At 45.0% G+C, this 26495-nt stretch carries 27 protein-coding genes; 14 read left to right on the forward strand and 13 right to left on the reverse strand.

Translation table 11 applies throughout. From position 1 onward, the window contains the following. Positions 1-3 precede the first annotated feature (3 nt). A complete protein-coding gene (locus AAAA78_RS15390) occupies positions 4-1035 on the forward strand; it encodes a hypothetical protein (protein WP_340592941.1) in 1032 nt (343 codons plus the stop codon). 49 nt (positions 1036-1084) lie between these two features. On the opposite strand, the gene AAAA78_RS15395 is transcribed toward AAAA78_RS15390, so the two are convergent. Next, on the reverse strand, positions 1085-2080 hold the full coding sequence (locus AAAA78_RS15395; protein ID WP_340592942.1) for a hypothetical protein: 996 nt from the start codon (positions 2078-2080) through the stop codon (positions 1085-1087). Between the two features lie 117 nt (positions 2081-2197). Beyond that, the gene (locus AAAA78_RS15400; RefSeq protein WP_340592943.1) at positions 2198-2731 is read right to left on the reverse strand and encodes a hypothetical protein; all 534 of its coding nucleotides are present in this window, start codon (positions 2729-2731) and stop codon (positions 2198-2200) included. 171 nt (positions 2732-2902) lie between these two features. Here AAAA78_RS15400 and AAAA78_RS15405 point away from each other — a divergent pair, with 171 nt between their 5' ends. Beyond that, positions 2903-4192, forward strand: a complete 1290-nt coding sequence (locus AAAA78_RS15405; protein ID WP_340592944.1) for an Hsp70 family protein — start codon at positions 2903-2905, stop codon at positions 4190-4192. Here the strand turns inward: AAAA78_RS15405 and AAAA78_RS15410 are convergent. The 4 genes from AAAA78_RS15410 to folD are packed head-to-tail and all read right to left on the reverse strand — an operon-like array spanning position 4189 to position 8509. Beyond that, positions 4189-5493 (reverse strand): class I SAM-dependent rRNA methyltransferase, encoded by a 1305-nt coding sequence (locus tag AAAA78_RS15410; RefSeq protein WP_340592945.1) that lies wholly within the window; start codon positions 5491-5493, stop codon positions 4189-4191. The two genes, AAAA78_RS15405 and AAAA78_RS15410, sit on opposite strands and share 4 nt — an antisense overlap. Positions 5494-5496: 3 nt before the next feature. Then, the gene (locus AAAA78_RS15415) at positions 5497-6600 is read right to left on the reverse strand and encodes an esterase-like activity of phytase family protein (RefSeq protein WP_340592947.1); all 1104 of its coding nucleotides are present in this window, start codon (positions 6598-6600) and stop codon (positions 5497-5499) included. Position 6601: 1 nt separating this feature from the next. Further along, entirely contained in the window at positions 6602-7642 is a 1041-nt protein-coding gene (locus tag AAAA78_RS15420) for an aromatic ring-hydroxylating dioxygenase subunit alpha (RefSeq protein ID WP_340592948.1), read from the reverse strand. Between the two features lie 9 nt (positions 7643-7651). Beyond that, entirely contained in the window at positions 7652-8509 is an 858-nt protein-coding gene (gene folD, locus AAAA78_RS15425) for a bifunctional methylenetetrahydrofolate dehydrogenase/methenyltetrahydrofolate cyclohydrolase FolD (RefSeq protein WP_340592949.1), read from the reverse strand. Positions 8510-8721: 212 nt separating this feature from the next. Here folD and AAAA78_RS15430 point away from each other — a divergent pair, with 212 nt between their 5' ends. From AAAA78_RS15430 to AAAA78_RS15455, 6 genes are all read left to right on the forward strand, one after another. After that, positions 8722-9021, forward strand: coding sequence for a hypothetical protein (locus tag AAAA78_RS15430; RefSeq protein WP_340592950.1), 300 nt, complete (start codon positions 8722-8724; stop codon positions 9019-9021). Between the two features lie 95 nt (positions 9022-9116). Continuing rightward, positions 9117-9389, forward strand: a complete 273-nt coding sequence (locus AAAA78_RS15435; protein ID WP_295900184.1) for a Flp family type IVb pilin — start codon at positions 9117-9119, stop codon at positions 9387-9389. Beyond that, positions 9389-9733 (forward strand): hypothetical protein, encoded by a 345-nt coding sequence (locus tag AAAA78_RS15440; protein WP_340592951.1) that lies wholly within the window; start codon positions 9389-9391, stop codon positions 9731-9733. Before AAAA78_RS15435 ends, AAAA78_RS15440 begins: the two co-directional genes overlap by 1 nt. After that, entirely contained in the window at positions 9727-10461 is a 735-nt protein-coding gene (locus AAAA78_RS15445) for a hypothetical protein (protein WP_340592952.1), read from the forward strand. The genes AAAA78_RS15440 and AAAA78_RS15445 overlap by 7 nt, the downstream gene beginning before the upstream one ends. 96 nt (positions 10462-10557) lie before the next feature. Further along, the gene (locus AAAA78_RS15450) at positions 10558-11037 is read left to right on the forward strand and encodes a hypothetical protein (RefSeq protein WP_340592953.1); all 480 of its coding nucleotides are present in this window, start codon (positions 10558-10560) and stop codon (positions 11035-11037) included. 10 nt (positions 11038-11047) lie between these two features. Next, complete coding sequence (locus tag AAAA78_RS15455) at positions 11048-11917, forward strand: hypothetical protein (RefSeq protein ID WP_340592954.1); 870 nt, start codon at positions 11048-11050, stop codon at positions 11915-11917. Here the strand turns inward: AAAA78_RS15455 and AAAA78_RS15460 are convergent. Next, complete coding sequence (locus AAAA78_RS15460) at positions 11906-13171, reverse strand: amidohydrolase (protein WP_340592955.1); 1266 nt, start codon at positions 13169-13171, stop codon at positions 11906-11908. The genes AAAA78_RS15455 and AAAA78_RS15460 overlap by 12 nt on opposite strands. Positions 13172-13223: 52 nt before the next feature. After that, positions 13224-15377 (reverse strand): hypothetical protein, encoded by a 2154-nt coding sequence (locus AAAA78_RS15465; RefSeq protein WP_340592956.1) that lies wholly within the window; start codon positions 15375-15377, stop codon positions 13224-13226. Positions 15378-15621: 244 nt separating this feature from the next. Between AAAA78_RS15465 and AAAA78_RS15470 the strand changes: the two genes are divergently transcribed. The 3 genes from AAAA78_RS15470 (at position 15622) to AAAA78_RS15480 (ending at position 19212) form a co-directional block, all read left to right on the forward strand. Next, on the forward strand, positions 15622-16728 hold the full coding sequence (locus AAAA78_RS15470; RefSeq protein ID WP_340592957.1) for a hybrid sensor histidine kinase/response regulator: 1107 nt from the start codon (positions 15622-15624) through the stop codon (positions 16726-16728). A gap of 76 nt (positions 16729-16804) precedes the next feature. Further along, positions 16805-18103 (forward strand): pilus assembly protein, encoded by a 1299-nt coding sequence (locus tag AAAA78_RS15475; protein ID WP_340592958.1) that lies wholly within the window; start codon positions 16805-16807, stop codon positions 18101-18103. Next, on the forward strand, positions 18100-19212 hold the full coding sequence (locus tag AAAA78_RS15480; RefSeq protein WP_340592959.1) for a CpaF family protein: 1113 nt from the start codon (positions 18100-18102) through the stop codon (positions 19210-19212). Before AAAA78_RS15475 ends, AAAA78_RS15480 begins: the two co-directional genes overlap by 4 nt. Here AAAA78_RS15480 and AAAA78_RS15485 read toward each other — a convergent pair. From AAAA78_RS15485 to AAAA78_RS15495, 3 genes are all read right to left on the reverse strand, one after another. Then, positions 19209-19934, reverse strand: coding sequence for a rhomboid family intramembrane serine protease (locus tag AAAA78_RS15485; RefSeq protein ID WP_340592960.1), 726 nt, complete (start codon positions 19932-19934; stop codon positions 19209-19211). The genes AAAA78_RS15480 and AAAA78_RS15485 overlap by 4 nt on opposite strands. 56 nt (positions 19935-19990) lie before the next feature. Continuing rightward, positions 19991-20407: a hypothetical protein gene (locus AAAA78_RS15490; protein ID WP_340592961.1), complete on the reverse strand. Its 417-nt coding sequence runs from the start codon at positions 20405-20407 to the stop codon at positions 19991-19993. 103 nt (positions 20408-20510) lie between these two features. After that, positions 20511-21281: a DUF1266 domain-containing protein gene (locus AAAA78_RS15495; RefSeq protein ID WP_340592962.1), complete on the reverse strand. Its 771-nt coding sequence runs from the start codon at positions 21279-21281 to the stop codon at positions 20511-20513. Positions 21282-21343: 62 nt separating this feature from the next. On the opposite strand from AAAA78_RS15495, the gene AAAA78_RS15500 reads away from it, so the two are divergent. Beyond that, positions 21344-22003, forward strand: a complete 660-nt coding sequence (locus AAAA78_RS15500; RefSeq protein ID WP_340592963.1) for a hypothetical protein — start codon at positions 21344-21346, stop codon at positions 22001-22003. Positions 22004-22033: 30 nt separating this feature from the next. Here AAAA78_RS15500 and aspS read toward each other — a convergent pair whose 3' ends face one another. Next, complete coding sequence (gene aspS, locus AAAA78_RS15505; protein ID WP_340592965.1) at positions 22034-23848, reverse strand: aspartate--tRNA ligase; 1815 nt, start codon at positions 23846-23848, stop codon at positions 22034-22036. 172 nt (positions 23849-24020) lie between these two features. Between aspS and AAAA78_RS15510 the strand changes: the two genes are divergently transcribed. Together AAAA78_RS15510 and AAAA78_RS15515 are read left to right on the forward strand one after the other, a co-directional pair. Next, the gene (locus AAAA78_RS15510; protein WP_295900199.1) at positions 24021-24326 is read left to right on the forward strand and encodes a polyhydroxyalkanoic acid system family protein; all 306 of its coding nucleotides are present in this window, start codon (positions 24021-24023) and stop codon (positions 24324-24326) included. A 7-nt stretch (positions 24327-24333) separates the two neighbouring features. Beyond that, positions 24334-25455 carry a sigma-70 family RNA polymerase sigma factor gene (locus AAAA78_RS15515; RefSeq protein ID WP_340592966.1) on the forward strand — a complete coding sequence of 374 codons (1122 nt, stop codon included), beginning with the start codon at positions 24334-24336 and terminating at the stop codon, positions 25453-25455. A gap of 9 nt (positions 25456-25464) precedes the next feature. On the opposite strand, the gene galE is transcribed toward AAAA78_RS15515, so the two are convergent. Continuing rightward, positions 25465-26487 (reverse strand): UDP-glucose 4-epimerase GalE, encoded by a 1023-nt coding sequence (gene galE, locus AAAA78_RS15520; RefSeq protein ID WP_340592967.1) that lies wholly within the window; start codon positions 26485-26487, stop codon positions 25465-25467. Positions 26488-26495 lie beyond the last annotated feature (8 nt).

The following is a 26495-nucleotide window of genomic DNA, read 5'->3' on the forward strand; positions in this document are numbered from 1 at the left end:
TCTATGACGACTTCTGTTCCAGAGCACGAAAAACTTTTTGATGAAATCTGCAATAAACTGAACGAGTTAAGCACTCAGAATCAGGGTGAAGAAGCAATGCCTCCTCAACCAAAGTATGAGCAAATGCAAGTTCAGATGAAAAAATTCCATTCCGAACTGAAAGGTTCGCAAGAGGAATTGCGTGAGAAGATCAAGACCCTTGAGAACGTGTCTTACGGCCCTGAAACGTTGGACGCACAACTCAAGCAACTTGTTGATCAACTTTCTGCAGAGAGAGGCAATAACACAAAACTCAGCGCAGATCTTGCGAAGTCTTTGGAACTCAGCTTGCAATTGCAACTGGAGATTCAAGGATTGAAAGCGCGCGCTTTGCAAATGCAAAGTGAAGAGAAAAAGTACAGCCAGGCTCTCTTCGAAAAAAATAAAGTTCTGCAAAGAGATCTAGAACTTAATCAAGCTCTGAAAGACGAAACAGCGATGGAACTTATGAAAGCGAAAAGCGCTTTTGCTAAGGAACAAGAGCTGTGGGAAGAACAACGCGATCAATTCGAAGCACAAATCCAGACTCTGAAAACAGAAAAGCACGAGTTGGAACAAACTGTGGATGAGTTGAAAGCGACCATCGAAGAGCGTGACAACACGATCACTTCTTTGAATGAAGAAATTGAGAAAATCTCTGCCTCTTTCAGTGAAGTAGAATCTTCGGCTCAGCAACAAAATGATGTTCTGAAAAACTTGATGTCTGTAGCTGAAACAAAAATCATTGAAATGAAATTGGCTTTGGACAAAAAAGCTTTAGAGGCTCAAGACTACTACAGTCACTTGCAACAGGCTTTGACACAATTAGGAGTCTTGAAGCAAGAAAATGCGGCCCTTAAAGAATACGTAGCTAAGCTCAACTACTACCACCAACAAGCGCAGCACGCGCAAATGGCAGTAGCGCAGATGGCGCAAGTAGCGGCGGCACAAGTTCAAGGTCAACCGCAACAGCAGCAACAACAAACAGTTCAAGTCACTGCAGTTCAAAAACAATAGAACTAAATACATTAGAAATTAAAAGCCCCGTTTTATACGGGGCTTTTTTTTATTTAATCGGTCCACCATTCGCATGAACTGGGATCTGCGGATATTTACGGCTTAATAAAAATTTCTTCGCCGACTCCCCTGTCACTCGATAATAAGGGATGTTTGTTTTTACGTCCCCAAGACCGAGCTTATTAAACGGATTCTTCGGATCAAGCCAACTGAAGTATCCAGAGAAGAAATCAAAACGACCCCGACCGATAATTCCACGGCCCTTATCGCGAATCACAAAGTAACCGCTGTGTTTTGATCCATCAGGTAATTCCAAACCGACAACAGCCGGAACGTAAATCACCTCGCCTGGCTTGTAGATCGTTAAGTCCGCCGCCAAAGTATAAAAAGGATCAAGGCATGAACTGTTCACGCCATAACCAAAGCGACAACCGTCTTCTTCAATTTCAAAGAAATGATCTTGGCCATCAACTCGCCCGATCACGTTAAAAGCACGAGTCACGCCTTTTTGAACTATAGCGCAGGATCCTTGAAGGCCGCAGGCATCTGCTGTTTTCGGGCACACTTTTAAAAGGGCCTTGCCACCTGTTCCGTGCATTGTGACTTTTGTGTTTGCAGGACAAGTGTTTTTATCTTCGTTAACAACGTAAAAATAATAGACTGTTGGTTTTAAGACGCCAGGACCATTCATCTCTGCCTTAGGAGGAGCCGATATCGCTGAAGGACTTGTCGGCTTCGGATTTTCAGAAGACTCTTTTTCATTCTCCGAAACTTGCGGTGTTGTGGTGTCCGTTTCTTCTTCTTTTTGAGAAGTCGGCTTTACTTCAGACGTAGGTTTTTTCTCTTGAACTTCACGAACTTCAGAAGCTTCACTGGCTTCCGCATAAAAGGATGGATCTGGATTTGTAGGAAGACTTGTCGATGACGTCTGATCAAAGACGCCGGAAGATCGCTCTACATTGGCCTGCATTTGACCACACGAAGCCAAAAACACAAGCTGGCTAAGAAGAAGGAAAGCGCTCAAATTTTTCTTCTGTAGTTTCATAAAAACCTCGTTCACACCGGGCAGATTACCAAGTTCATCAGAGGTCTTGAGATTTTTTTGGATCCCTTGAAAAGAAGAAAAATGCGGTGACGAAGATCGTCGCCACCGCAAGTGTCATTATTTTAGACGGACGCGGAAGCCGCCAAACATGATAACTTCGGAATATTCATAACCATTTTCCGCTTTTACGGTTTTACGGGCGCGGATTAAAAGCTCCACATCTTGAGGAGTTTCTTTCTCTTTCACGATAGCCATAGAATAATCTTGTTGAGCTTGCCCCTTGTTTAATTGCTCCAAAGAAGTCTCAAGAAGAACCTCATATTTTTTATTCACAAGAAGCATTTCGTAATTATCAAACGTGACTTCGACCTTCAGTCCGTTTGGAGCAACATAGCTTTCTGATGTCGGCAGTTGATCAACCACCCATTGAGAATCTTGGCACTTCACCACTGAAACTTTTATCGTTGCATCTTGATTTTGCTCTGTCGCGCTTTCATTCAATAGCTCTACACGAATCACTTTCTGGCCAGAGTAGTTCGACTGAGAATTACAATAAGCCACCGATCCATCCAAAACTTTATAAACCTGAACTTCAGCCTGTGCCGCAGTTCCCGCAAACAACCCCATCAACACTAGAAAAAACCCCTTCATATGAACCCCTTCAATAATCAGTACGAGGTGTTTAGCACGGGAAGCTGGGCTATTCTATAAAAACTTCCGTTTACCGCTTTAATCGCGAATTTTCCGTTGCTCGGCCTTCTAGCCTCGACTAAGTGGGCGACTTTTATTGAGTGCATTCATAAACTTTGATAGTTTTTCTGAATGAGTTCAGAAAGTTTTCTTTCCATCGATTTCGGTACAAGTAATTCCCTGGTCGGAGCTTTCCATCAAGGCCAGCGCTATGAGGCTCTTGCCGTAGATCCTAAGGCCCCCGATTCAACCATGATGCGGACTCTGCTTTATTTTCCCAATCCGGATCTTTGTTATTACGGTTCTGAAGCGATTGAACAATATATTGAACAAGATATGGAAGGACGCCTTTTCCGTTCCTTCAAGTCACATCTTCCCAATCAAAATTATTTGGGAACGGTTTTAGACAATCGCATTCTGACTTTAGAAAACTTAATTGGTGTTTTTCTTTTAGAACTAAAAAAGCGCGCCGAAAAAATTCTCAATGCTCCTATTGAAAAAGCGGTGATCGGTCGCCCTGCCCGTTATTCGATGGATGCTGTGAGTGATGGCTTTGCCTTGCACCGAATGCAGAAGGCCGCGACTTTTGCAGGTTTTAAAGAAGTGCAATTCGTTCCAGAACCTTTAGCTGCCGCGTTCGACTATCGCCGCCAGCTAAACTCTGAAAAAACAGTTCTGATCGGTGACTTTGGCGGAGGAACTTCCGACTTTACTTTGATCAAACTTCGTCCCGAAGGTTTTGCCAAAGAAGACGTGCTTGCGATTGATGGCTGTCCTCTTGCTGGCGATGCTTTAGATAGCGTGTTTATGAGTCATCGTCTGAACGAATACTTTGGTGCGAAATCTCGTTACCGTCTGCCGATGGGAAGCAATGTTTTAACAATGCCTTTTGGTGTGACGCAACGTTTGAATCATCCTGCGCACATCGTACATCTTAAAGAAAAAGACACTTACGAGTTTATCCGCGAAGTGAAGAAATGTTCTTTAACGAAGAAAGATGCTGACGCGGTTGAGCGCCTTTTCACTTTGATCGAAGATCAACAGATCTTCCCTTTCTTTGAGCATATCGAAAAAACAAAGCGCGCTCTTTCGATGGCCGACCAAACACAGTTTGAATTTGATTATCCGGGTCTCGAAATCACAGAGCCGTTTTCAATTTCACAATTTGTGGGGTGGGCCGAGGCCACAAAAGAAAAAATCTTCGCTGCCCTTGATGAGTGCTTAAAATCCGCAGGCATTTCTTCAGAGAAAGTGGATTTAGTGTGTCTTACAGGAGGAACGGCGAAAGTTCCGTTCATTCAAAAAGAATTGGAAAAAAGATTCGGCGCTAACAAGTTACAAACCCAAGCCCACTTTCACTCCGTCCTTTCGGGACTGACCGAGTCAGCAGGCTTCTGGGCTCAAGGACAAAAAGTCGTTTAAACGACGTAGTGCACGTACATCTTTAAATAAAAACCTTCAGGGAATTGCATCAGTGTTGGATGATCAGCCGCATGGCCACCACGCAAAACACTGCGCACCTCAGAGAAATTTCTTAAAGACGCTTTACGAATAGCATCGCGGAACTCTTCTTCTTCAAGCAGACCTGAACAAGAGCACGAAGCCACAAAGCCATTCTTCTTAACAACACGGAAAGCCTGCGTGTTCATTTTTAGATACGCATGCTTTCCAATAGGAATATCTTTTTTGGATTTAATAAACGCCGGAGGATCTGCGATCACGATGTCATAGTAAGTGCTCGGAAGCTCCGTAAGACCTGTCGAAACATCCATTTCATGAACGATCACTTCAGCGCCTTCACGTTCCGCATTCTTTTTTGCAAACGCCAAAGCCGTCTTAGAAACGTCCACCAGAGACACTTCCACTTCAAAGCCTAAAGATTTCAATGCACGAGTGATCTGTGTCGACCAATGACCGACGTAACAGCAAAGATCCAAAACGCGCAACTTGCGCTTTTCTTGGGTCTTCGCCCAGTTTTTAAATAACTCCACGGCCAAATGAATATTGTGAGTTTGATCGAGGAAGAATCCTGTTTTCTGTCCTTCTTGCAAATCGCAACTCATGCGCACAAGTCCGTCGTCACTGGCTGCATTCAAAAGAATTTCAACATCTCTTAAATCAAATCCAGGAAGATCTTTGATCGTGCGAGGATCATCCACCGTCAAACCTTCAAGCTTACGAATCCCAACGTCATTGCGAATAACGACGGCCGTTTTATCCCAAGAAAATTCCGAAAGACCTAAAGCCTTGGCTTTTTCCACAAGACCTTTAAAGAAGCCCTCGGCCTCTTTCAAAGCCTCGTTCATTCCCGCCGTTACCAACTGAGCCGCAAAAACTTGCGCTTTCTGACCTTTTTGTTCAATCACGTAGTAATCAAGCACAAGACCCGGAATGTAATCAGATTCACCGAAAGCCAAACGGAAACTTCCACGAAAGCCTGCCGCCTTACGAACTTTCCAAGAGTTCAAAACTTTTTCTTGAAGGAATTCAAAACTCGTCGGCTCTTGATCCTGGGGACTGAAACTCAACGCACGAAACGCAATCAAAGAATGAGGATTGCCGTAACCACGCGCCAAGAATTGACCTTTAGAATCCTGCAACTCCACGGGAGTTCCAGGAATAAGGCCTTTCGGACTTGCGGAAAGTTCATTGGAAAAAACCCACGGATGGCCGCTACGAATTCGTTTGTCAGCTCCAGGACGGAGTCTCCATACGGTTATCATTTATTACTCACCTTCAACCGCAAAAACGATCATCTCTGTCAGTTCTTTTTTAGAAAAATTATTATCGACCATCACCAAAAGTGTGCGACGTCCATCCGCCAACTTCGGTCCCCACGTAAGGGCTTCAAAGTTTTGAATCGTTTTATCGCCACGCTCTTTTGTCAGATCCGTTTCAAAATCAATGAGCTTGATTTTATCAACGCCCGTGAATTTGCCATCGCTAAGTTTGGTTAAACCTGTGATGTCAGTTCCTTTCGAAAGGTCCGCCAAATAGATCGCAACTGTTTGCGCCCACAGATTTTTAGAGAAGATTCTCACACCACGCTCAAGCACGAGCATTTTTGCCTCTGACAAAGCCAGAATCTCTGAAACACCTCTGAAAACTTCTTTGCCCTTTTGATTGTCTTTAAACGCATCCACACGATAAGCGTATTCTGCAACGGGCTTATAACCCTGCTGGCCTTTGTCTTCGTATTTCAGAATACGAATCCAATCACCATTGATTTCTTCGCCACTGATATAGTCTTGAGCCAATGAAGACTCCGTGCTCGTGAAAACAAATTTCCCGTCAGCAAAACTTGTTAAACCTTCGAAAGCCGCATTGTTTTGAATGCCTTTCTTTTGTTGGCCTGTGGTCTCTGGCAAAAACTTATCAGGAATTGGAAAATCGGATTTCCACTTACCGTCAGCATTCACACGGAAAATACGTGGCATCTCACGAGGCTTCGCATCGTTATTGCCTTCAGAAGAAATTAAAAAATCTCCGTCCAGCAAACGCACTAAACCTTCAGGATCAAGTCCTGCGGGCTTATCACCTTCCATAGGAAGACTTGTGATGAAATGAACTTTCTTAGGCGTTAACGTCACTGTTTTTTTATCGATCTTTAAATCAAACTCAAAAAAGCGCGGCTCACCTGCGCGACCCTTGTCATCAGAAAGGGCATAAAGCGTGTTATCACTCCACACCATTCCTGAAAGCCCACCGATCGTCGCTTTTTCAAACTTTGTTCCTGTTGGAATCGAAGTCTCGCCGACATATTCCAAACGAAGCGCATGCGCCTGAACGCTCACCATCAAAACTAAAAAAGAAATAAAAGATTTCAACATTCTAACTTCTCCAACGAAGTTCAGTTTCTTTAACCGGATGATTGAACTCACGCTTTTGCTCAAGATGATCATGATATTCCGTTTTCAAGGCGTAGTACCATTTCGCCTGCGTGTCGGCGTCTTTAATCAACATCAAACTTGGATCGTATTTAAGACCCTCTTGCTGTTTCGTCACAGCATCCATGTCTTGTCCCAAGAAATTTTTTGAAAACAGATGAAGACCTGGTTTAATCAAACTCAACCAAGGAATATCCCAATACGCGAGTTGCGTCACACGCGTATTCATTTCATCCACCGGAGTTAGCGCCGTGAACGAATAGAAATTGCGAGACCCCACTTCGATGTGCTCCACACGGACACACGGAAGAGTGAACGTGATTTCAGTCGTTGGAGCACCGCCTAGAATTTTATAAGCCTTGGAATTTTTCGAAGGCTGGTGGCGCACCATTTGAAAGCCGTAGTTCACTGGAGCAAATTTCTTTTTCTTTTCAAGCATTGTCTTTTCAGAACGCCAGAACCAGCTCTTATGCACGTAAGGTCCATGTGCCGGGTCCATCAAACCAATCACGGCATGATCGACGTGACATGGGAAGTTCACCACATAAGTTAGTTTTGGTTTTACATCCGAAGGGAAGGCTTTCATCACCGGAACTTGCGGTGCCTTCGTCATATCGTAATCTTTATCGCCGACAAAAATCCAAATAAGACCTTGAGCTTCGTGAACAGGATAAGAACGTACTTTGATTTTGTTGGGATTTAATTCCTGATCTGGACACAAAGAGGGTATCTCTGTGCACATGCCCGTCCCATCGAATTTCCAGCCGTGATAAGGACACTCAATCGTGTCATTCACAACGCGACCATAGCTGAGTGGAATTCCACGATGAGGGCAGATATCTCGGACCGCAGAAACTTTGCCTTTGCTATCGCGGAAGAAAACAATCGGTTCATTCATGATTTTGCGAGACTGTGTTTTTCCGATGGCCAACTCGTGGCTAGGAAGTCCCACATACCAAACATTCTTTAAAAATCCCGTGTACATCTAATTCCTCTAACGTAACCCGGCTCTTTTTTCTGCGAGCAAGCAGGTATTTTGTAACAGCGTCGCTATGGTCATCGGTCCGACTCCACCAGGAACGGGAGTCGCCGCTTGCACCCAGCCTTCAAGTTCTTCGAAACGCACATCTCCACACAGTTTTCCCGCGGGGCCCGCGCGGTGCATACCCACGTCGACAATAATGGCGTCTTTTTTAAAATCATTTTTTCCCAGCATGCGCGCTTTTCCTGCTGCCACAATCACAAGGTCCGCCTGACGAGTGATCTCAGAAAGATCTTTCGTCTTTGAGTGGCAAACAGTCACTGTGGCGTTAGCTTCGGTCAAAAGCTGCGCCATCGGTTTTCCGACGATGTTACTGCGCCCTACAACCACCGCACGCATTCCTTCAACAGGAACTTTATAGTGCTTCAGCATCGTCATCACACCCGCTGGAGTGCAGGGTTGTACAACAGGTTTTCCAGCAAAGAAATAACCGAGTGAAGAATAGGTTAACCCATCTGCATCTTTTTCAGAGGACAATAAATTCAAAACTTCTTCGGAATTCAGATGCTGCGGAAGCGGAAACTGCACCAAGATCCCATCCACGTGGTCATCTTGATTTAAAGCGATGATGTGATCATTGAGTTCTTGCTGGGTGGTGCTTATCGGTAGAGCATGAATCGTCGACGTCATTCCTACGGATTCACATGCGAGTTTTTTATTTTTTACGTAAATGTGAGAGGCAGGATCATCGCCGACAATGACGACTGACAGATGAGGAGATCGGCCCTTTTCCTTCACGAAACTCACCACGCGAGGGGCAAGAGATGAACGCACTTCTTTGGCTACTTCCTTACCATTGAGAATGAGCATCGGACCTCCCATTTTTTGTGACCTCAATCTCACTTATTTGCCTAAGAAATTCAATGGTTTAATAGCTGCATTCAGAAAATTAACAAAGCCTTAAAGAGATCTCTGTCCGAGGTCGTTTGCGACAGTCCAGAACCGTCAAAAACCCATTTTATTCTTGCTTCCAACCCCGCGTTTGGGGTACAAACCCTTTAAAACATTAGGGGATTTAATAAATGGCTGATAAAGTAAAACTCTCAAAAGACGGCAGTTCTATCGATTTCGTTCAGTCTGACAGCCTCCCTACGTCCCTCAAAAAATTCCGCCAAAGCCCAGAGATCGAAGGTTTCTACCGCTTCATCTTCGAAAACGATTTGCAAAAAGAAGCTTTTGAAATTTTGGATCGTATTATCATCCAGCGTAAGGCGAAAAAAGCCGGCGCGAAAAAAGAGGCCGCTGCTGCTGCGAAGGAAGAAAAAGCTGCAGCGGCTGCCGCTGCAGCAGCAAAAGCTCCTGCCAAAGGCAAAAAGAAGTAATCACGAAGTCCGGACCTCCGGACTTTGTTTTTTCATTTTATCGGTTCTCACCTCTGAACTCATCTTGCTTTCAGTCTCCGCACATGGAGAAACCAATGAAAGCAAATCAAATTCTAAAAAATAAAAAAGGCCAAGGACTCATTGAGTACCTTATCATCGTCGCTATTGTCGCCGTCGGTAGTATTGCGATCATCAAAGTCGTCGGCGGTAACGTGAACGTGCAATTCGCCAACGTCGCACAAGCTTTGGGTGGCAAGGAAAGTCGTAAAAAAGACGCCTACGACGTCACCGACAATATGTACAAGAAAAAAGACTTTAGCGATTTCTTTGACGGCGCCGTCAATCCCTCAAAATCTGAAAAGAAATAATGAAACTCTTGCGTGCGCAAAAAGGTCAGGGCGTGATTGAAGCGACCCTGACCTTGCCTTTATTGGTGGTCGTTGGAACCGTTTTTACTCTGCTGCTTTATCGCGGCATGGTTTTCTATTTTACCGACTACAATTTGCATGAGGCCTTGATCTGCGGGCAAAGTTCCCCCCTGTCTTCTTGCGAACAAGAACTGCGCGGTCGAATAACGAAAGTTCTTATTACCAACATTCGCTCGAACATCCGCATATCTAAAAGAGGCAAAGACCTTCAGGGAAAAGTCTCTATTGAGTTCACTCCGTCATTAGAGATCGAAAAAACTTTAAAAGGACCACGATCATGGTGATTCAAAATCAAAAAGGCTCCGCCTTAGCCATCATTCTTGCTGTTCTCCCCGTCTTTATCGCAGGCGCTTTACTGTGTTTTTCTCTTCTGGGAATTTTACAGAACGATTTGGGTCTCAAGTATCAATGCCGGGTGGAAGGGCAAAACGGACAAAAAAGAGTGGCTCCCCTTCTTTCGAGTCTTTTGGCTTTAAATCCCGTGGCTGTCGCCGTGAAAGCGGAACTGGCCGAAGCCATTTTAGAATTGGAAGCGGCCATTGCCAGTGAAAATCCTGTGGCTATTGCAAAAGCCACGAAACACTACACTCAAGTTCTTGAAAAAAGAGACAAGCTGGATCATCGACAAAAACAACTCATTAAGCAGAGCGATCTGCTTCTTCAACAATCACATACTTTCACTTCTATGAACCTTCGCCGCACTGGCGGATCTGCTTCCAATATTCTACTTAAGGTCGATCTCGATTCTGTACGTGGCAAAGCTCCCAAATTGGCTGTCCGTCCGGATTCACCGGACATCGCTCCGACATACAGTCCAGTGGATGATTTTGAAAACAAGCAAGCTCTGGCCCACGAATGGCAGTACCGGGTTCAAGTCCGTCCTCCTTTTTCAAATTTTCTAAAAGGAGAATTTAGTTTCAAAAAAGCGTGTGCCGTTTCCCTCGCAAAGGAGAATTCTTCATGGCTACCAAAAATCATCGTGGGCAAATACTCATTGAAGTCTGTGTGGTGATGCTCTTTGTAGTTTTCTTCTGTTTTGCCGCCGTCACACAGCTTGGAAATCTCAAAGACACTCAAAAAAAATATCAACTAACCGAGGATAAAAATCATGCAACAAAAAATTCTTATCGCTCTAAAAAATAACTACCTTCTTGTCGCCTTCATTTGTCTGGGCCTTCTTTCATTTTTTAGTACTCGTCCGACGGCACAGCCCGAGCAAAAAGAAACTTTTTTGCCTGAACCTAAATCCGTCGACACTTTTATTCCCCGTGGTTTTGTGCTTGTGCCCATTGAAATTTCCAATGCTGAATCACTGGCCTCTTTGGTGGGGGACATGGGCGGAGTGGTGGATTTATATCTGGCATCCAACGAAAAACAAAAAGGCGGTCTTAAAGTAGGTTCAAAATTAAAACTTTTGCGAGCGCCTTTAAATCCGCAGCAATATGCGGTTTTAGTAAAAGAAACCGAAAGCTCAAGACTTCTAACTTACGCAGGTCCCTTTATCGCTGTCGTTCAAAATCCTGACGAAAAAGGCACCCAACTTAGCTCTTCAGGTCCTTCGCGTGTTCGCGTTGAATATCAAAATTAAGGGGTTTTATATGAAGAACTTGTTAATTCCATTTTTATTCCTGACTCCACTGAACGTTTTTGCGCAGAGTATTCTGCTGCAATCTCCAGGAGCATCAACGACTTCATATCAAGAGTTTTTAAAATCTCATAAAGAGGTCATTTCTCATGTAGAATATACGCAAGGACGCTTGTTGAAAAATGAGATTCAGGAAGCGCAACTTTTCCAATTGGGCGATTCTTTTAGCCAGGATGTCGCAACGACAATCACTCTGCTTAAGAAAATCCAAAACGAGGGACCGTTAACACTCTTAAGTCTTCGATACGTGCGAGATCTTACGGAAAAAAGTTTAAACTTAAAAACTACAAACCAAGAACGTCAAGAGCTCTTGCATTTTTACTGCAAAAGTGTCGCTCTATTAAGCGAAGGTCCGGTTTTGTTTTCTTGCCCGACTCAATTCACGTCACTGCAGAAACTTGCAAAGAAATATCCGCATCTCGACAAAGTCTTTATCGAGTCACAAGGATTTTCTCTTGAGGAAACAGTCCCCCTTTCACCAAAAACGGCTTATCAGTGGACGCTGGTTTCAAACTCTCAATCACCAGTGAGCTTCTTTGGAACTTATGAACAGCTTTTAAATCAACAGTTCGCATTTGAATACCTTGCTGAAGGCACTTGCGATGGATTTTCGACGAAGGATCTGGATTTAGAATTAATGAATCGCGGTGTGATTTATTTTTCTACCGAATGTACGCCGCGAATCCAGTCTCACGAAAAGAAAAAATCCTGGGTCGCTGAACACAAGCCTTGGCTTTATACTGCAGGAGCCTTGGTCCTTGGTGGAATTATTTATTCCATGAAAGATAAAAAGATGGTGGTTAATACGTCCTTACTCAAGTGACAGAGGACGCCCATCAAAAACGATTTCTTTCACGACACCTTCTTCAATCACCGTGTGGGAATTTCCAACGAAGTTTGAATCCGGATGCGCGTGCGTGACCGTAATATCCCCAGTAAATTTTTTAATTTTTGCTTTGACGCTTTCTTCAAGAGCGATTTTATTACGCCAAAAAGAAGGCGGTTCGATAGGACTGTCACAACCAAAAGACATTGGAATCTGTGCCGCACGCAAAGCTTCCCAAGGGAAAGCGTACTTGTACAACTCTCCTAATTTATTTTCCAACCACACACGATCACTCAGCCAATGACAAGGTTGCAAGTGGCAACGCACGTGTAGAGGTTTCATCATCTGAATTGTTTCAGGTCTTAGCACTTGCGCGTGCTCTAAATTCAAACGACCTACGGCTCCTTGAGCAGAAATCTTGCGTGCAAGCTGCACGATGTGATGAGCAGCTTCATCCCCAATCGTATGAACGGAAAAATCAAGTCCTTCAGCCCAAGTTCTTCGGATCACTTCTTCGACGTGAGAAAGGTCCCACAATGTCATCCCACGCGGACCTTCCGCTTTACCATTGTAAGGTTTTGAAAGATACGCCGTCTCTGAGCCCAAAGATCCATCATAGAAAATCTTAAGGCCCTTCATCCGCAAATAAGGCGTTTCACCTTTCTTCGCCTGCACACAGAGCTGCAACATTTTATCGAAATCATTAAGGTCATGAGACGTAACATTTTCCTCAATAGCTAGAGTCAGCTCTTGGGCCTCTGACATCTCCACTAAAAGATTCCATAAAGATTCCGTGCAGGACATGTCTCGCACATGAGTAAAACCGGCTTTATTGAATACACGACAGGCTGAAAGAATATGCCCGCGCTGTTGTTCTTTCGTAAACTCTGGCAAACGATCCCACGCTTGCAGGTGTTCTTTCTCAATAAGAATTCCGGTGTCTGACGTAAAACCTAAAAGCTCTAAAGCGCGCGAGTTCACCCAACAACGATGTCCATCCATACGTGCAAAGAAAACCGGATTGTTAGGAAAAATCTGATCCAGAATTTTCTTATGCGGAGGCGTTGGCCACTTGGTTTCATCCCACCCAAATCCCACAATCCAATCGCCGCGATAAAAAGATTTCTGTAACGGAATGTGCGCAAGGTCTTCCGGTTTTTGCAACGAACCCAAAGCCAGGCCTGAAGCGAATTCTCCGGTGGCAAGAAAGTGAGTATGACTGTCGTAAAGACGCGGGATTTTAAAAAGCATAAGGCCCTCTGTTTTAGCAGAGGGCCCTTTTAATTTTAACTAAATAATTTTCTTAGCGAGGTGCAGGGATCGGAGCTGTGCCTCCGCCTGTGCCAGGAATTCCTCCAACACCACCGGAGCCTGGAAGTGGAGTCAAGACTCCGCCGCCTGTGACACCACCGACGCCGATGCCGCCACCAATACCGATTCCTCCACCGATAGAGCCGCCGATGTATCCGCCGCCCATACCGCCGTAAGAAACTTGTTGGATTCTATAAAGCAAACCGTAAAGTTCTTGCTGAAGGCTCGCCACAACTTGCTGTCTTTGCATTTGTTGTTGCATGTAAGACTGCTGTTGCTGGATGTACATTTGGTATTGTTGCATCTGCATTTGCATCATTTGTTGTTGCATTTGCAATGCGCCCAAACCACCGTTCATACCACCCATCATCGGCATACCCATCATGCCGCCCATAGGCATTCCCATCATACCGCCGGCCATTCCGCCCATCATCGGCATGCCCATCATTCCACCCATTGGCATACCCATCATACCGCCGGCCATTCCGCCCATCGGCATTCCCATGGCACCACCAAGAGCTCCACCAATCATTCCGCCCATTGGCATGCCCATCATTCCGCCCATTGGCATGCCCATCATTCCGCCCATTGGCATGCCCATCATTCCACCCATCGGCATACCCATCATGCCTCCGGACATTGGCATACCCATCATTCCGCCCATTGGCATTCCCATGACGCCGCCAAGAGCTCCACCAATCATTCCACCCATTGGCATGCCCATCATACCGCCCATCGGCATACCCATCATGCCTCCGGCCATAGGCATTCCCATCATTCCGCCCATTGGCATTCCCATGCCACCCATAGGCATTCCCATGACGCCGCCCATGACTCCGCCGATCATATTACCCATCGGCATACCCATCATACCGCCCATCATTGGATAGCCCATCGCTCCTGGATATGGTCCACCCATACCCCAAGGACCGGCCATACCCCAAGGGCCCATGCCAGGCATAAAGATTCCGCCACCAAGACCACCCATGCCCATGCCGGCCATCGCGTATGGGTTGCCCCACATGCCGCCGCCGTTCATGCCACCGTAAGGTCCCATCATACCGTAAGCGCCACCGTTCATTCCCGCACAACCAAAACCACCGGCACCGATACCGCCGCCGATTGCTCCGTAGATTCCACTACCGCCACCGATCGCTTGACCGATACCTTGAGCAAGGAATGGGAAGCCGTAGCCCCACGCTGGATATGGTTGAGTCGGCCAACCGATATTGGCGTTGGCATTCGCAACCATTTTATTTGTTTGATAACCCATGTAAGTCGCAGCCAAGCCAAGACCGATGTTACCGATCACTGAGCCCCAATCTGTTTCAGGTTTTTGATAAGAGTAACCTGAATTTTGCTGCATACACTCGATACAGATTCCACCTTCAGACATCTCACGCTGTCTTTCGCGCATTTCGTCTGCGTAGTTTGTCCGAGCATCTTGGATATTTCTTTTGCTGTTCTTAATTGCGTTTTCTAGAGACTCAATTTCACGCTGAAGTTTATTTGATTGAGCGTAACCTTTTTTGTAATCGCCCAAACCTTTCTTACAATCTTGAGCTGTCGAACGACCTTTTTCAGGTTGACGGAAACGAGCACCGTCACACACAAGACCTGCTACTGAACCGGCTTTGTTTTGATCACAAAGCACATCCCACTCTTGCACCGTGAAAGCACGGATGTCGACAGAGTTAGGAATATCACCGTTTGTTTGCGGAGTTACAATCGCAACGCCACCTTCTTGACCAGAAACATTGGATTCACCGTCACCAGATTGACCTGCATTGCTCTTGTGTCCTTTGTAAGAGCGGCACGTTCTGTTGTTTTCCATGTGATCGAAAACGAATTCAGAGAAGTCTTCAGAGACAACGTCTTCAACGGTCTTACGAGATCTTTCCAGATCTTTCTCAATTCTTTTCTTTTCAGATTTTTTAGCACGAAGTTGCTTTTCAGCTTCACGAATGTTGGCTTGTTCTTCCTTGATTTCATCAAGGTAGCTTGAAGAACCTGCAGCAGCACCGTAGTTGTATGGGCAAGATTGCATCCCGCCGTACATTCCAGTACCCCACATTTGAGCCTGAGCACCAACTGCAAAACTCATCACCAACGTGAACGGAGTTGCAATGCGCATCCAAAATTTCATACTCGATCTCCTGAAAAGGATAAAAAACACTTCTACCGTTTCACTCATCGTCAGGAGGGGACGCAGACTTGACTCATTTCTGAGCAAAATTGTTGAAAGATTGTTAAACTGGACCAGGGTCTAGCCCAAGAAGTGTCGCAATCCTTCGCAATTTTCCAAACCTTTTTCGTCATCATCCATGACAACAAGAGGGCCTGTGCAAAATCCTTTGCACTGCTCTTTTTCAAATCCTACACTACATTATATGACGAAGCACACAATTCTTTGTGTAGATGATGAAATAGATAACGTGGACGCCCTCGAACGGTTGTTTCGCAAGAAATTTACTGTACTAAAGGCCACCTCAGGAAAAGAAGCGTTGGAGGTTCTGGCCAAAAATCCAGGACCTGTTTCTCTTATTATTACTGATCAACGCATGCCTGAAATGACGGGAGTGGAATTCTTAGAGAAAACTTTGAATTCTCATCCTGAGACGGTTCGTATTCTTCTCACCGGTTACACGGATCTTGAATCTGTAATCATGGCAGTGAATAAAGGACAGATCTTTAGATACCTCACGAAGCCGTGGGACCCTGTTGATCTTAGCAACACTGTCGAGCATGCGATTGAAAGATTTGTATTGGGCCAGGAGCTCAAACAAAAAAATGCGGAGCTGGCTCGCGCTTTGGAAGATCTTAAGAGTCTGGATGTTGCGAAATCCAACTTCATGATTTTGATCAACCATGAATTGAAAACTCCGCTGACTTCAATTTTAAGTTTTTCATCTTTGCTTTCTGAATCGAATTTGGCTGATGAAGATAAGTTGATGGTCAATCGGATCACTAAGAGCGCTGAAAGACTGAAAAGTCTTGTTGAAGACGTCCTTCTTGTTGTTCGTGCCGAGACAAACCAGCTTAAGATCGACATGCAAAGCATTGCTTTCTCTCAATTCGATGAGGGACTTGGCAAAGACGTTGTCGACATGATGAATAAGAAACATCAAAAGCTCGTGAGCAAGCTAGAACCCGTGAATGTAAAAGCGGATGTGCGCTTGATTAAGCAAGTCGTGCAACGCCTGATTCACAATGCCGCGAAGTTTGGTGTGGAATCCAGCGAGATTCATGTGGAGAGCTTGCGTAACGGCAACAGTCTTCGTTTCCTGGTCTCTAATAAGGGGCCTCACCTCCCCGCCTCTGTGATTGATAAAATTATGAAGCCTTTTTATATCGACGAAGATGTTATGCACCACTCAACAGGCACAGGCCTGGGTTTGACGATCTGCCAGTCGATTTTAAAGTCTCATAATTCCCATTTGCAGTTTAAGAATACTGACCAAGGAGTCATGGTGTTCTTTGATCTTGCGGTCGGCTAAGCTGTCCGGACGCCGTCCATTAAGATTTTCCTTATTTTAAAACATCGCCGCGCAAAGTTTGCTCTTTGTTCGCGGCATGAAAAACGCTCTTCTTCTTTTTACATTTATTTCTTCCGTCAGTTTCGCTCAAACCGAGTTAACTCTGTCTTTAGGTGAATCCAAAAATTTGTCTTTAAAAGGAAGTTCTTCGGTCTGGATTCAGGACCGCGAAATTCTGAAAGCGGAGGGCCAAGGCTCAAGGCTCGTGATTAAAGGTGCTCGCGAAGGAAGGACGGTTTTAAAATTAGGCTCAGAAACCTATCATGTCCAAGTTCTTCATCCCAATAAGACGGATTCATTGGCGGAACTAAAAAAAGATCTTCAAGGCATTGTGGGTTTGTCTGCACAAGTAGGTGAAGGAGACCTTTTGATTAAAGGTCATCTTTATCGACTGCAGGATTGGGTGAAGCTTGCTGACTTTGCTCGTGCGAAAGCATTTTCTTATTCGATGCGGGCGGAGCTTTCTTCGGAACTGCAAAGTGACGCGCAAAAATATTTCCAGGAATTATTCGAGCGAGCCAAGCTTCCGTCGCAAACTTTAATCTTTGAACCCTCGCCTGAAGTTCGCGTCAGCGCACCGGATCTGACTTTAAAAAAATACCAACAGATTCTTTCGCCCTTTGGTATTTCGGTTTTGCGTGATGAAAACAGTTTGGAAATGGCGCCCACAGTGAAAGTTCAAATCACGGTAGCAGAAATTAAGCGCGACCTCTCGATCCAATATGGACTGCAGTGGCCTTCAAGTTATTCCGCAAAGATTCTCAGCACCGGGAAGCGTGTAATGGACGAGGACCTTCCTTTCAGTCTGAAAGCATTGGAAGGACAAGGTTACGGAAAAATTCTTGCAAGCCCCAATATTCTTTGTCGCAGTGGTAAAGAAGCTGAGTTCTTAGCCGGTGGAGAATTCCCGATTAAGATTATGAATTACAAAGCTCAAGACGTTGTTTGGAAACGTTATGGAATTTTATTACGAGTAAAACCAAAAGCCGATGCTGCTGGTCGTATCAGTCTTTCGATTGAAACGGAAGTTTCAACCTTGGATGATTCACGCAAAGTGGATGGTATTCCGGGTATTCTTACGAACCGTGTTTCAAGTCATTTTGATTTGACTCGCCCTCAGACAATTGCTCTTTCGGGCTTATTAAAAAGTGAAGACGGAAATAGCTCACAGGGACTTCCTTTCTTATCAAGGCTTCCTGTTATTGGTGCGCTTTTCTCAAGCAAAGATTTCCGGGAAAATCGTTCTGAACTTGTGATTTTTGTACGCCCCACAATTTTAAAAGAGGGTGACAATGGAGAGGGCCTGGAGCATCTTCAAGGGAGACCGCGTTTATGATGACCGCCGCTAAAAAGATTTATGATCAGATTCAAGATGACATTCATAAAATGCCTTTGAATGAGTTTATGCTTTCTCCTGATGAGGAAAATAATTTGCGTTCGCAGAAAGTAGAGCAGATTGTTTCTCGTCATGTACAAAATGTGGAAGAAAGTGTGCAAAAACGCGTGCGTTGGGAAATGGATTCTTGGGGGCCTCTTTGTGAGCCTATGATGGATGAGACCATCACGGAAATCATTGTGAATGGGCCGACTTCGATTTGGATTGAAAAGGAAGGACGTCTGCAACGTTATCCCGACTCTTTCTTTTCTGAATTAAGCTATCGCAATTGCCTGGATCGCATCTGCCATGAAGCGAAAGCTCATATCACAAAAGAACATCCTTGCGTCGATGGAAGCTTTAAGGATTTTCGTTTAAGTCTTATCGGTTCTGATTTAACGAACACCTCAGCGCATTTTTCCCTGCGTCGCCATCCGAAAAATCCTTGGACGTTTTTAAAGTTGGCCGAGAAAGACTGGTGTTCTCAACAAGATCTTGAGCTTTTTCAAAATCTCATGGAGCAAAGAAAGAACTTTCTCGTTATCGGAGGTACAGGTTCGGGAAAGACCTCGGTGCTAAATTCTTTTTTAAATCTTTTGCCGGAAAACGAACGTGTTGTTGTGATTGAAGATACATCTGAAATCGCGCTTCCCAATAAAGCCAGCATGAAACTTTTAACCCGTGAAGATCCTCAAGGAGTTCTCCCGAACGTGGATCAAACGCAATTGGTAAAAAGATCTTTGCGTTTACGACCTGACCGCATTGTGATGGGCGAAGTCCGTGGTTCTGAAGCGAAAGACTTTTTGATGGCTTTAGCTACTGGGCACGCGGGAAGTTTTGGAACTCTTCATGCGCAAGATGCGGGTCAGGCCTTGATTCGTTTAGAAATGTTGATTCAAATGGGCGCTCCGCAGTGGAGTCTTTCGGCGATTCGTCGATTGATTCAGATGTCTTTGGATTATGTGATCGTGACCGGAAAAGATAAAGCGGGAAAACGATGTTTTAAAGGGGCTTATCGTCTTTGCTCACTAGAAGAAAATGGAATTTTGCTTGAGCCTGCAGAGTTTTAATAAGGGAGAATTAAATTGTCCTCCTTGTCACTGCCCTCTTGATAAGGAGGTGACGGTTGCTCTTCAAAGAAGACTTCAGAAACAATCGCCGCTTTAAACTTTCCTTGATTAAAATAATAATAAACAGCGCCAGAGATAACTCCGACAATAAAACCAACTAAGTGCGCACGATAACTCACTTGCGGATCAAAGGCGGCCGAAGGCATAAAAACAGCAAGTGCAACTCCCACAGAGCGAAGAATTCTTTGCATCACTGTTCGTTGCTGATCTATGAGGAGATAAAGAACCAACCACATTCCTCCCATCCAATACACGACACCGGAGACACCGATGAGGTAGACTTCGGGATTGTAACTCGACAGTACGATGGCGTTTGTAACTCCACCGAGCGCAAATGCTAAAAAGGGAAAAGTAAAAAGTCCGAAATATCCTGCTAAGAAATAACCAAAGATCGAAAACAAAAGAGAATTAGAAACAAGATGCCCTACGTCTGCGTGGGCAAAAAGAGTTGTCCAAAGGCGCCAGTATTGATGTTGTGAAAAGACAGAGTATCCCGAAGCGGACATCCACTTTGAAGATTGAAAAAGATTTTGCCAATAAGAAACGCTTCCCAGAATTAAAGCCAAAAGCGACCAAGCGGCGGCGAACCATGCGCGACCATTGGGTTTTCTTGTCAACCACGTGGCACGAACAACTGTCCAAGACCGCTTTGCTGGCTCCATGAAGCCTCCCGTGAGGTTGAATTTGAGGCCTCAGCGGGAGATGTCAAGGTGACAGATTAATTATTGTCTTTTAGAGGATTTAAAGCGGGCTCCTGAGGGCGCAATTCTTTTTCTACATAGAATAAGCCGTCATTGCTGTCTGTCTTCTTTAAAGTTTCCTCGGACTTCGCAAGGTCGTCTTCACGAGCGATGTCTTTTGGATTTGCAAAGAATTTTTGATTGAGGTCTTCAATCACTTTGAGCTTCTTCACTTCACCAGGGTTTTTGTAAACGGGAGAGGCCTCTGGTTCAGGAAGCTGTCCTGACTGTCTCATCTCTTCCAGCTGTTTGCTTAAAGTGATTCTGTCGCCCAAAGAATTTTTTCCCATCGGTCGACCGAGAGCAGGAGCTCCTGGACGCGCGGGCTGAGCCACCGAAATATCGGCCACTCGAGTGCGAGCGCTGGCAGGAAGAATTCCACTGATTTTATCCATTCCACACCTCCGTGTGTGCTTGAAAGAAAGTCATCCATGACTCTCTTAAGTCACGTATCGGAATGGAACGTTCAAACTTGAGACATAATGCGGAAAACTGGAACTAGGTCCAGTCTAAGAACTGCCAAGGACTTGCAGGATGCCCAAGAAGTCTTTCGCAAATGGATTTCACCTGCGGATCTGCCCCGCCCGACCAGAAGGTGCGACCGATCAGAAAACTTTGTGAAAATTCCATCCATGAATTGAAATGGCCTTCCGTGATCGGAGCAAGTTTTAAAATCTCCGCCCATGCTTCGTCATCCGTTAAGTAACCCGCGATAAAGCTGAGACGAATGAGATGAACATAGCGAGCGGCATCCCACGCAAGAATTCCGGCTTCATTAAGATATTTATTGGTGTTCTGAATCCACGAAGCGAGTTTCTGATAATCTTCGTCACTCATTTTGAGTTCTTGGCCCTCGGCAAAATCAAAACTGAAGATCTGCTTAAACTTCGTCATCGACGCGATATCAATTTTTCCATCGGAAGGAAGAGTGGATTTTAAAACATTGAATTTGGTACGGTGACCTTGAGTGCGAATGTTTTCTAAATTTTGCAGAGCGGATTTTTTATCGTGCACGGCCCAGAACTCTTGCAGGATTTCGACGCAGTCCGATTTAATATCGGGTCCGTAGTTCATATCCAGACGGAAAAAGTACTCACCGATTTCATTGAGAACCTGTTCTTTCGTTTCTTGCGAAAGTTCTTTTCCCTCTTCTAGATCGGACCCAATAACCTGAAACAGCTCATCAAGAACTTGATTTTCTTCGACAAAAACAGCACCAAGGCTCATCATTTTTTTCTCTAAGTCTGTTTCCGGCAAAATACGCTGCATAGGGACTCCTTCCCCTATTCAATTACGTTTAACTTTCCATTTCAAGATGATAGTTTAATCAGATGCTTAAGAAGTTTCTCCTAGGTCTAGGAGCTTTATTTTTTATTTTGATGGGATCGCTGATCCTTATCATGGGATATGTGTTTAACAATCCCGACTCCGTCTTCACGGCTTTTAATTCTGTGACTAACAAAATTATGCAAGGTCAAAAATATGAGGAGAATGAAGAATTTTTTCTTCAAGGGATGAACAACCTCACCTTGTCTTCTCGCCGCGTGGACCTTTCCGTGAAAATTTATTCAGGAAATACTTTGAAGGTGCAACTGCACGGAAAGATTCCGCGTTTTGAGCAAGGGCCTTTTATCACGCAAACAGCAGAAAAAGATGCCGTGCATGTGGAGTTTCACGAACCGATTGCGAGCAGTTGGATTCAGATGAATGTGAATGGCAAAGAAACAACTCAAGAGTCGGACGCTAAACTGCAAGCCGATATTTATTTGCCAGAGTCTTTTAAAAACCATGTTTCAATTGAAACGCGAGACGGAAATGTGTCTCTTCAGATTCCGAAAGAGCTTTTGTATGAATTGGATCTGCAGTCTATTTCCGGAAAAATTCAAAACAGCGTGACTTCAAATCCGACAGGAGAAGTTCTTCCGCAGAACGTAGGACATATCAAAATACAGACGGCAGAAGGCGCTATTACTGTCACACCTCAAGAATAAAAAACCCGGAGGCCATCCGGGTTTTTGTTTTTAGACTTTTTTCATTTCTTCAAGATTCTTTTCAGCCAGCGGGCTTAAACGAACCCCGACTTCCGCCAACTGATCGCGGCTGACTTCACTTGGGCAGTCTGCCATCAAGTCGGAAGCCTTCGCTGTTTTCGGGAAGGCGATCACTTCACGAATCGCATCTGTTCCGCAAAGAAGCATCACAAGACGGTCCATACCCCAAGCGATACCACCGTGAGGGGGCGCACCGTATTTCAAAGCATCAAGCAAGAATCCAAACTTCGCTTCTTGTTGTTCTTTGTTCATTCCCAAAAGACGGAACATCGCTTGTTGCAACTCTGTACGATAGATACGGATACTTCCGCCACCCATTTCGTAACCGTTACAAACAAGGTCGTAAGCTTTTGCAAGCATCTTGCCGTAAGTCGCTTCGTTACCGTCGATCAAATCTTGCATGAACTCGTCTTTTGGAGATGTGAACGGATGATGTCTTGAAACCCAACGTTTTTCCTCTGGAGAGTATTCAAACGCCGGGAAGTCGATCACCCACAAGAAATGATCTTTCGAGGTATCGATCAAATTCAATTCTTTACCCAAGTGCAAACGCAATGTTGAAAGAGCGGCGCATGCCGTTTCAAAATCATCGCCCACAATCAAAGCGCAGTCTCCTGGATTTGCACCCACAGCTTTAAACATTTCCGCCAATTTTTCTGGCGTGAAGAATTTAGAAACTGGAGACGACAATGAGCCGTCCGCTTCGGCTTTGATCCACACAAGGCCTTTCGCACCTGCGCGTTTTGCCATGTCCGTCAATTTATCAAACTGACCGCGAGAGTAGGTGCCACCTTTAGGAACGGCAATACCACGCACGATTCCACCACGCGCAAGAACGTCGTCGAAAACTTTAAAGCCTGAACCTGTCACGATGCTTTGAAGATCTTTGATCTCCATGCCGAAACGTGTGTCTGGTTTGTCGCTGCCGTAACGATCCATCGCCTCTTGGAAAGACATGCGGGGAATATCGCCGACATCAACGCCTTTGATTTCTTTCCAAATCGTGCGCAAAAGTTTTTCATTGATTTGCATGATGTCTTCTTGATCGATGAAAGACATCTCCATGTCGATCTGTGAGAACTCCGGTTGACGGTCGGCACGCAAATCTTCGTCACGGAAGCAACGAGCGATTTGGAAATAGCGATCGTAACCAGACACCATCAAAAGCTGTTTCAAGATTTGTGGTGATTGAGGCAAAGCATAGAATGTACCTTGGTTCACGCGTGAAGGCACAAGATAGTCACGCGCCCCCTCTGGAGTGGACTTAAACAAAATCGGCGTTTCGACTTCGACAAAACCATTGTCTGAAAGAAAACGACGAACCAACTGCGCCACTTTATGGCGAGTCAAAAGATGATGAGTCAAACGAGGCGAACGAAGATCCAAATAACGGTGCTTCAAACGCAAAGTCTCGTTCACATTTTCATCATCCACTTGGAATGGAGGAACAGCAGACTCATTCAAAATTTCGCAACGAGTGGCTTCGACTTCAATAGCCCCTGTCGCGATTTTGTTATTTTTCATACCATCTGGACGAGCGCGTACAACACCTTCCAGCGCAAGAACGAATTCTCCGCGAAGATTTTTTGCAGCCGAAGTTTCTGGTTTATTCGGATCCAAAACGACTTGCACGATACCTTCACGGTCGCGGAGGTCGATAAACACAAGACTTCCGTGGTCGCGACGCACATCGACCCAGCCCATGAGGACTACTTTTTGGCCTACTTGAGGGAGGTCCAGACTTCCACAATAATGCGTTCTCTTTAGATCTTTAACAAACTTCATAAATCTACCTTGCTCGTGAGGGACAGATTTACATATTGTGCCATTCCAGTCAAAAGCCATATTTTTATACCTCCCATAAGTCGAAGCCACTTGGCATTCTGCTTCCTTTTTCTCAGGACTGTCCTTTATAATTTTAGTTCAACATCTGTCCCATTAAATGAAGGTAAGGTAGATGCCAAAATTCACAATAGACCACGAAAGCAGTCAGAACGCCGAAGAGGCTTACAAAAAAATTAAAGAATTCCTTTCAAATGATCAGGACATTCGACGCTTTGACCCAAAGCTTCAATGCTCTTTTGACGATGGCGGCAAGAAAGCGGCTTTGAAGGGAGCGCAATTTAAAGCGGATATGACGGTGGCTTCCGCTGGCGCAGGCAGTAAAGTCTCTGTGACTGTCGATCTGCCGTTGATGCTCACTCCGTTCAAAGGTAAAGTCCAAGAAACTTTGCAAAGGAAACTGGCTAAGTATCTAGGCTAAAAACTCTATGGCAAAAACCAAGGCTAAGTCCCCTTCTTCCGAAAAATCCAAGACCGCATCTAAGACTGCAAAAAAAGCAGCTTCTAAAACGGCTGCGTCTGCGACCAAATCGGAAAAAAAGGTCGAGCCGAAGAGCGTCGTTGCAGAGATCGTTGAGGACCAACATCACGACGACATTCATCCTGCCGCTGAGGCGGAAAAAGCTTATGCCGTTTCTTCGCATGAAGAGGATTTCGATACTCACGAATCCGCTGAGGATTCGAAATCCCTTGCGGTCGCTGACAACTCCAAAGCGATCACCTCCTCAGACCCTTTGGTGATGTATTTAAATGAAATTCGTCGCTACAAAGTTTTGACTAGGGAAGAAGAAACCGCGCTTGCCAAAAAATATTTTGAATCCAAAGATCCTGCTGCCGCTGAAGCTCTCGTGAAAGCCAACTTGCGTTTCGTCGTCAAGGTCGCTGCTGAATACTCCAAGTTCGGTTCGAAAATGATCGACCTTATTCAAGAAGGCAACGTGGGACTTATGCATGCGGTTCGCGAGTTCAATCCTTACAAAGGCGCTCGCTTAATCACGTATGCTGTGTGGTGGATTCGCGGATACATTCAAGAGTTCCTCATGCGCCAGTATTCCATGGTGAGGATCGGAACAACTCAGAACCAACGCAAACTTTTTTACCAACTGCAAAAAGAAAAAGAAGCCTTGGATGCTATGGGCATTGAACCGAACACCGCTTTGATCAGCAGTCGTTTGGGAATTCCTGAAGATGAAGTTCGCGATATGGCGATGCGTATGTCCGGTCGAGACATGAGTTTGGATCGTCCTGTTGACGAAGACTCCGGTACAAGCTTCGGAGATCTTCAAAAAGACGTTAACGATCAGCCCTTGGATGAAGTCCTTGCCAAAGAAGAACAGCTTGAAATCTTAAAGAAAAAAATCGAGGAGATCCGTCCTGAACTTTCTGATCGCGAAAAAATCATTTTGGATGAGCGTATCTTGAACGACGATCCGTTGACTTTACAAGAGATCGGCGAAAAGTATGGCATCACCCGTGAAGCCGTTCGTCAGATGGAAGCGCGTCTGATGAAAAAAATCAAAGCCAAAATGGATGAAGAAGCCTCTGAATAATTTTTTTCACTAAAGATAAATCACGTCATTTTGCAAAAGAGGCTCCACCGTTTTATATCCCTGTGGATGCGTTCTATGCCATTGCCAAGCATGCTTCACAATATCTTCTAGATGAGTATACTGCGGCTTCCAACCCAAGTGTTTTCGGATTTTTTCACTTGAAGCAATCAGTGTGGCCGGGTCACCCGCTCTGCGCGCCTCTTCTTTTACCGATAATTTTCTACCGGTGACCGTTTCGCAAGTTTTGATAATTTCTTTGACGGAAAATCCGCGCTCGTTTCCTAAATTATAAACTTCGCACTTTTCACTGCCCAAAGATTCCAGCGCCAGAATGTGCGCATCAATAAGATCCATCACATGAATATAATCACGAATGCAGGTTCCGTCTGATGTTGGATAATCGGTTCCGAAAATTTTGACTTCCGCCCAAGGATCTAGGGTCGCTTTCAGAACTCGTGGAATTAAATGTGTTTCAGGATCATGGGCTTCGCCTATGTCGCCCTCAGGGTGAGCTCCTGCCACATTGAAATATCTTAAGACGGCATATTTTAACCCGTAAGCTGCAGCAAAATCCTCAAGCACCATTTCCGTCATGAGTTTGCTGCGACCATAGGGATTTATAGCAAGCTTTGGATGCGATTCCACGATCGGGCATTTTTCAGGATTGCCATATACGGCGGCCGTGGATGAAAAAATAATCTTATTCACTTGCGCATCACGCATCGCCATTAAAAGGTTGAGCGTATTGCCTAAATTATTCTGATAATATTTGTGAGGATTTAAAACACTTTCTCCGACTTCGATATTCGCGGCGAAATGCAGAACCGCTTCAATTCCATGCGCGCGAAAAGCGCTATTCAGTGTCTCAAAACTATTTGTGTTTCCAAAAATGAATTCCGCTCTGTCGTCAACAGCTGTACGAAATCCCGTAGAAAGATTGTCATAGACCACCACGCGGTGCCCACGGTCTAAAAGTTCCCGCACGGCATGACTGCCAATATAACCCGCGCCTCCCGTTACCATCACACGCATAAATTCTC

Origin of the sequence: Bdellovibrio sp. BCCA, from assembly GCF_037996825.1 — a bacterium.
Lineage (GTDB): Bacteria > Bdellovibrionota > Bdellovibrionia > Bdellovibrionales > Bdellovibrionaceae > Bdellovibrio.

Excerpts from the sequence above, each read along its gene's own strand:
- AAAA78_RS15390 (WP_340592941.1), top strand. The coding sequence starts at position 4 with ATGACGACTTCTGTTCCAGAGCACGAAAAACTTTTTGATGAAATCTGC.
- AAAA78_RS15395 (WP_340592942.1), bottom strand. The coding sequence starts at position 2,080 with ATGAAACTACAGAAGAAAAATTTGAGCGCTTTCCTTCTTCTTAGCCAG.
- AAAA78_RS15400 (WP_340592943.1), bottom strand. The coding sequence starts at position 2,731 with ATGAAGGGGTTTTTTCTAGTGTTGATGGGGTTGTTTGCGGGAACTGCG.
- AAAA78_RS15405 (WP_340592944.1), top strand. The coding sequence starts at position 2,903 with ATGAGTTCAGAAAGTTTTCTTTCCATCGATTTCGGTACAAGTAATTCC.
- AAAA78_RS15410 (WP_340592945.1), bottom strand. The coding sequence starts at position 5,493 with ATGATAACCGTATGGAGACTCCGTCCTGGAGCTGACAAACGAATTCGT.
- AAAA78_RS15415 (WP_340592947.1), bottom strand. The coding sequence starts at position 6,600 with ATGTTGAAATCTTTTATTTCTTTTTTAGTTTTGATGGTGAGCGTTCAG.
- AAAA78_RS15420 (WP_340592948.1), bottom strand. The coding sequence starts at position 7,642 with ATGTACACGGGATTTTTAAAGAATGTTTGGTATGTGGGACTTCCTAGC.
- folD (WP_340592949.1), bottom strand. The coding sequence starts at position 8,509 with ATGCTCATTCTCAATGGTAAGGAAGTAGCCAAAGAAGTGCGTTCATCT.
- AAAA78_RS15430 (WP_340592950.1), top strand. The coding sequence starts at position 8,722 with ATGGCTGATAAAGTAAAACTCTCAAAAGACGGCAGTTCTATCGATTTC.
- AAAA78_RS15435 (WP_295900184.1), top strand. The coding sequence starts at position 9,117 with ATGAAAGCAAATCAAATTCTAAAAAATAAAAAAGGCCAAGGACTCATT.
- AAAA78_RS15440 (WP_340592951.1), top strand. The coding sequence starts at position 9,389 with ATGAAACTCTTGCGTGCGCAAAAAGGTCAGGGCGTGATTGAAGCGACC.
- AAAA78_RS15445 (WP_340592952.1), top strand. The coding sequence starts at position 9,727 with ATGGTGATTCAAAATCAAAAAGGCTCCGCCTTAGCCATCATTCTTGCT.
- AAAA78_RS15450 (WP_340592953.1), top strand. The coding sequence starts at position 10,558 with ATGCAACAAAAAATTCTTATCGCTCTAAAAAATAACTACCTTCTTGTC.
- AAAA78_RS15455 (WP_340592954.1), top strand. The coding sequence starts at position 11,048 with ATGAAGAACTTGTTAATTCCATTTTTATTCCTGACTCCACTGAACGTT.
- AAAA78_RS15460 (WP_340592955.1), bottom strand. The coding sequence starts at position 13,171 with ATGCTTTTTAAAATCCCGCGTCTTTACGACAGTCATACTCACTTTCTT.
- AAAA78_RS15465 (WP_340592956.1), bottom strand. The coding sequence starts at position 15,377 with ATGAAATTTTGGATGCGCATTGCAACTCCGTTCACGTTGGTGATGAGT.
- AAAA78_RS15470 (WP_340592957.1), top strand. The coding sequence starts at position 15,622 with ATGACGAAGCACACAATTCTTTGTGTAGATGATGAAATAGATAACGTG.
- AAAA78_RS15475 (WP_340592958.1), top strand. The coding sequence starts at position 16,805 with ATGAAAAACGCTCTTCTTCTTTTTACATTTATTTCTTCCGTCAGTTTC.
- AAAA78_RS15480 (WP_340592959.1), top strand. The coding sequence starts at position 18,100 with ATGATGACCGCCGCTAAAAAGATTTATGATCAGATTCAAGATGACATT.
- AAAA78_RS15485 (WP_340592960.1), bottom strand. The coding sequence starts at position 19,934 with ATGGAGCCAGCAAAGCGGTCTTGGACAGTTGTTCGTGCCACGTGGTTG.
- AAAA78_RS15490 (WP_340592961.1), bottom strand. The coding sequence starts at position 20,407 with ATGGATAAAATCAGTGGAATTCTTCCTGCCAGCGCTCGCACTCGAGTG.
- AAAA78_RS15495 (WP_340592962.1), bottom strand. The coding sequence starts at position 21,281 with ATGCAGCGTATTTTGCCGGAAACAGACTTAGAGAAAAAAATGATGAGC.
- AAAA78_RS15500 (WP_340592963.1), top strand. The coding sequence starts at position 21,344 with ATGCTTAAGAAGTTTCTCCTAGGTCTAGGAGCTTTATTTTTTATTTTG.
- aspS (WP_340592965.1), bottom strand. The coding sequence starts at position 23,848 with ATGAAGTTTGTTAAAGATCTAAAGAGAACGCATTATTGTGGAAGTCTG.
- AAAA78_RS15510 (WP_295900199.1), top strand. The coding sequence starts at position 24,021 with ATGCCAAAATTCACAATAGACCACGAAAGCAGTCAGAACGCCGAAGAG.
- AAAA78_RS15515 (WP_340592966.1), top strand. The coding sequence starts at position 24,334 with ATGGCAAAAACCAAGGCTAAGTCCCCTTCTTCCGAAAAATCCAAGACC.
- galE (WP_340592967.1), bottom strand. The coding sequence starts at position 26,487 with ATGCGTGTGATGGTAACGGGAGGCGCGGGTTATATTGGCAGTCATGCC.